The organism is Streptomyces sp. SID10853, assembly GCF_010548145.1.
GTDB lineage: Bacteria > Actinomycetota > Actinomycetes > Streptomycetales > Streptomycetaceae > Streptomyces.
In genome coordinates this window covers 1-4,088 of record NZ_JAAGLN010000379.1, presented here as the reverse complement: position 1 = coordinate 4,088, position 4,088 = coordinate 1, and the positions used below count along the sequence as shown (strand labels likewise).

3 protein-coding genes are annotated in these 4,088 nt (G+C 72.1%); 1 reads left to right on the top strand and 2 read right to left on the bottom strand.

Going from position 1 to position 4,088, the window contains the following annotated elements; translation table 11 throughout:
* Nucleotides 1–249 precede the first annotated feature (249 nt).
* The gene (locus G3I19_RS34985) at nt 250–1,875 is read right to left on the bottom strand and encodes an amidohydrolase (protein WP_164267720.1); all 1,626 of its coding nucleotides are present in this window, start codon (nt 1,873–1,875) and stop codon (nt 250–252) included.
* A gap of 82 nt (nt 1,876–1,957) precedes the next feature.
* On the bottom strand, nt 1,958–2,596 hold the full coding sequence (locus G3I19_RS34980; protein WP_164267719.1) for a TetR family transcriptional regulator C-terminal domain-containing protein: 639 nt from the start codon (nt 2,594–2,596) through the stop codon (nt 1,958–1,960).
* A 66-nt stretch (nt 2,597–2,662) separates the two neighbouring features.
* On the opposite strand from G3I19_RS34980, the gene G3I19_RS34975 reads away from it, so the two are divergent.
* Nucleotides 2,663–4,088, top strand: a 1,426-nt coding sequence (locus tag G3I19_RS34975) for a cytosine permease (protein ID WP_164267718.1), incomplete at its 3' end; no start/stop codon positions are given.

The window sequence follows — 4,088 nt, the reverse complement described above, 5'->3', positions numbered from 1 at the left end:
TTCGCCCCGGCGCGGCTGCTGCGGTCGGCCGCCGTACTGCGCGTGGCCGCACTGCTCGCGCTGTTCACCCCGGTGACCTGGACGGTCGCGGCACTCGCGGCGACGCCCCTGGCCCGGTAGCGCGGCGGGCCTCGACCTCCTGGCCGGGTGACGCGCTCGACACCCCTGGCACGGGGGCGCCCGCGACGCCCTGTCCCCGAAGAGGGCGCCCCCTTGCCCAAGGAACAGCGGGCGCCTGGCGCCGACCGGTCACAGCCGTGCGTCGCGGTGGGTCGGTTCGCCGTCGAGGACGGTGAGCAGCACCGGCACCTGCGGCAGTTCGGTGGCCGCGGTGGCGAGCGGGTCGGCGGCCAGGACCGTCAGATCGGCGCGGTGACCGATCGCGATACGGCCGGCCTCGTGCTCATCGCCCGCCGCGTAGGCGGCGTTCACCGTCATGCCCTGGAGGGCCTCCAGGGCGGTGAGCGCCTGTTCCGGACCGTGCGGGGGCCTGGCGAGGTCGCGGGTGGGCCTGCGGTGGCGGGCGCCCGCCATGACCTCGAGCGGCGGGTAGGGGGCGATGGGCCAGTCGGAGCCGAGAACGACGACGGCACCGGAGTCGTGCAGGTCGCGGCAGCGCCAGGCGCGTGCGGCGCGTTCCTCACCGAGACGGCGCGACCAGTTGTCGGTGTGGTCGGCGCGGGTGAAGTCGCAGCAGTGGGTCGGCTGCATGGACGCGATGACACCGAGCCCGGCGAAGCGGCGCAGAGTGTCGTCGGGGACGGTCTCGATGTGCTCGACCCGGTGCCGCGCCCCCCGGCCGCCGCTCTCCTGGGCCTTCTCGACCGCGTCGAGGACATGCCGTACCGCGGCGTCGCCGATGGCGTGGGTCGCGGTGGGCACTCCGGCCCGGTGGAGTTCGCCGATGAGACGGGTGTACTCCTCGGGGTCCGGCCAGAAGGCGTGCCGGGACTCGCCGTGGCAGTCCGGACGTTCCAGCCAGGCGGTGCCGTTGTCGATGGTGCCGTCCATGAAGATCTTGACGCCGTCGGTGCGCCACAGCCGGCCGCCCGCGCCCTGCTGTCCGATGAGGGCGCGCACGCCGTCCGGGCCGGTGCCCGGCTGGCACCAGGGCGCGACCCGGAGCCGCAGCGGCAGTTGCCCGGCCGCGTCGAGTTCGGCGTAGAAGGCGAGGCTGTCCCCGTTGGCGTCCATGGCGTGGCCGCCGGTGAGCCCTGCGGCGGCCATGGCGCGCAGCGTGGCGGCGAGCCGTTCGCGCCGTTCCCCGCGGGTGGGCTGCGGGGCGGTCCGCTCCACGAGTTCACAAGCCGCGTCCTCCAGGAGCAGGCCGGTGGGCCTTCCCGCCGCGTCGCACACCACCTCTGCGGTGGCCTGCCCGAAGGTCCGGGGCCCGTCGACGCCGGCGAGGTCCAGCGCACGCCGGCTGGCCAGCATGGAGTGCGCGTCGAAGAGCTGCAGCAGGGCGGGCACACCGTCGAGTACGGAGTCGAAGGGGGCCGTCGCGACGGGCCGGCCGGCGAAGACATTGGGGTCGAGGCCCCAGCCGTGCAGCCACCCGCCGGGGGCCAGATCACGTACCGCGCCGGCGAGTTCCTCGCGTACCTGCTCCACGTCCGTACAGCGTGAGAGGTCCAGGCCGTGGGTCATCTCGGCGCCCGAGACGGGGTGGATGTGCCCATCGACGAGACCGGGTGTCACCACCGCGCCCTTGAGGTCGATCACGGTGGCCGAGGCGTCCGCGAGGGCGCGGATCTCCTGGTTCCCGCCGAGCGCGGTGATACGTCCGCCGGCCGCGGCGAGCGCGGTCTGCGGCAGGAAGTCGCCGGTGACCGGGTCGAGCAGCCGGGCCGAGAGCAGGATGAGGGAGGTGTCCATGGGGTTCCTCGGTGTTCGCTGGGGGTGGTTCGTCGGGGGCGCCGGGTGATCCCCGGTGATCCCCGGTGTTTTCGGAGAGCGGTCAGTTCGCGGGGGCGGTGAGCGTGCCTGCGGGCAGTCCGAGTTCGCGTTCCGCGGTGGTCGCGGGCATGTTCCGCACTACCGGCGGGTCGTCGCCCAGGTCGCCGCTGTTGACGAGCATGCCGAGCCCGTCCAGGACGACCAGGATCTGAATGGCCGTCAAGGACGGTTCCTCGGTGTGGAATTCGCCCCGGCCGACGCCATCGCGGATGAGCTCTTCGAGCCGCTCGCGCCAGGCGGCCTCCTGGACGGTGACGCGCTCACGCAGCGCGGGCCGGTAGCGGCTGAGGTGCCGGGCGTTGAGCCAGAGCCTGCTGATGTCGTCGTACGACTCCCCGGCCGCCCGCGCGAAGAACCGAGCCAGGTGCTGGGTGACGGTGGCGCCGGCCCGGTCGCGCGGGAGCAGCTCGTCGAGTTCGGAGCCTGCGGCGTTCCCGTACGCCTCGGACACCAGGTCCTCCACGGCCGGGAAGTAGTGACTGATCAGCCCCGGCCGGACGGCCAGCTCATCGGCGATGCGGCGGAGGGTGATGCACTCCAGCCCGTCGGCCAATGCCACCTTGGCGGCCGCGGCAACGATTTCCGCACGTCTCGCCGCAGGATCTTTGCGGATTCGCTTGTTCTGAGTGCTTGACGGCATGGAATCGATGCTATTGAGTGTGCGACCAACAAGCAAGCAGCTGGGTAACAGCATCCGGAGGGCCGCATGGCGTCCACGCTTCCCGAACCGCACCACGACACGCGCGCCGCACAGCAGGAGGCGCCGCCCCCGCCGGACGGGGCGGCCCGTATCGAGGCCCACGGCATCGACCACATCCCCGAGGAGGAACGCCACGGCCACCCGAGGCAGTTGTTCTCCGTCTGGGCCGCGGCGAGCGTCAACTATCTGAGCCTGGTGGTCGGCGGCGCCCTGATCCTCATGGGCCTGACCCTGTGGCAGGCGCTCGCGGTGATCGTGGTGGGCAATCTGTTCTGGGTGTTCACCGGGCTGCTCTCCATATCCGGCCCGTCCGCGGGGGCGCCGAGCGAGGTGATCACCCGGGCCATGTTCGGAATCCGCGGCAACCGCGTGAACAACGCGGTCGTCGGCTGGATGATCTCCGTCTGCTACTTCGCCCTGAACCTGGCCGCGGCGGCGACCGCCGCCTTCGCGCTCGTCGAGCGGACCGGCATCACCGCGAGCACCGGCGTCAAGATCGTCGTCGTACTGGTCATCGCCGCGGTCACCCTGACGATCGGCGTCTACGGACACGCCCTGATCATGAAGCTGTACCTGCCGCTGACGCTCGTCCTCACCGCCGTCTTCGCCGTCGTCGCGGTCGCTGTGTTCCGGCACACGGACTTCTCGTACGAGCCGGCCGAACCGCTCAGCGGCACCGGCCTGTGGACGGCCCTCGTCGCCGGGGTCACCCTGATCGGCTCCGGTCCGCTCTCCTACACGACCAGCGCCGACTTCTCGCGCTATCTGCCCCGGACCACCCCGGCGAGGGCGATCATCGGCTGGACGGCTCTGGGCGGCTTCCTGCCCAGCGTCGTCGTCTGCTCCCTGGGCGCCTTCGCCGCGACGTCCGTCGACATGACCGACCCGCAGTCCGGGCTGGAGAAGATCCTGCCCGGCTGGTTCGACCCGTTCTTCCTCTTCGCCCTGGTCCTCGGCACGATCGCCATCAACGCCCTGACCTCGTACAGCGCGGGACTGGCCCTGCAGGCCGTCGGCATCCGCATCCGCCGCTCCCTCAGCGTGATCGCCGACGGGACCGCCGCCGTCTCGCTCACCCTCTACGGGCTCCTCGTCTCGAACTTCCTCGACACCGTCAACAACGTCCTGCAGCTCACCGTCGTCCTGCTCGGCCCGGCCATGGCCGTCTACGCCACGGACATCGTGCTGCGCCGCAACCGCTACGACGGCCCCGCCCTGATGGACGAGACCCCCGGCAGCCCCTTCTGGTACAGGGCCGGATTCAGCACGGCGGGGGTCCTGGCGCTCGCCGGGGGCGTCGCCGTCTCGGCACTGTGCGTGAACACGCTGTACACCGGGCCGGTCGCCCAGGCCCTGGACGGCATCGACCTCGCCCTGCCCGCCGGTATCGTCGCCGCCTCGGTCAGGGCGAGGTCGATGCCGGCGGGCAGGG

Excerpts from the sequence above, each read along its gene's own strand:
- G3I19_RS34985 (WP_164267720.1), bottom strand. The coding sequence starts at position 1,875 with ATGGACACCTCCCTCATCCTGCTCTCGGCCCGGCTGCTCGACCCGGTC.
- G3I19_RS34980 (WP_164267719.1), bottom strand. The coding sequence starts at position 2,596 with ATGCCGTCAAGCACTCAGAACAAGCGAATCCGCAAAGATCCTGCGGCG.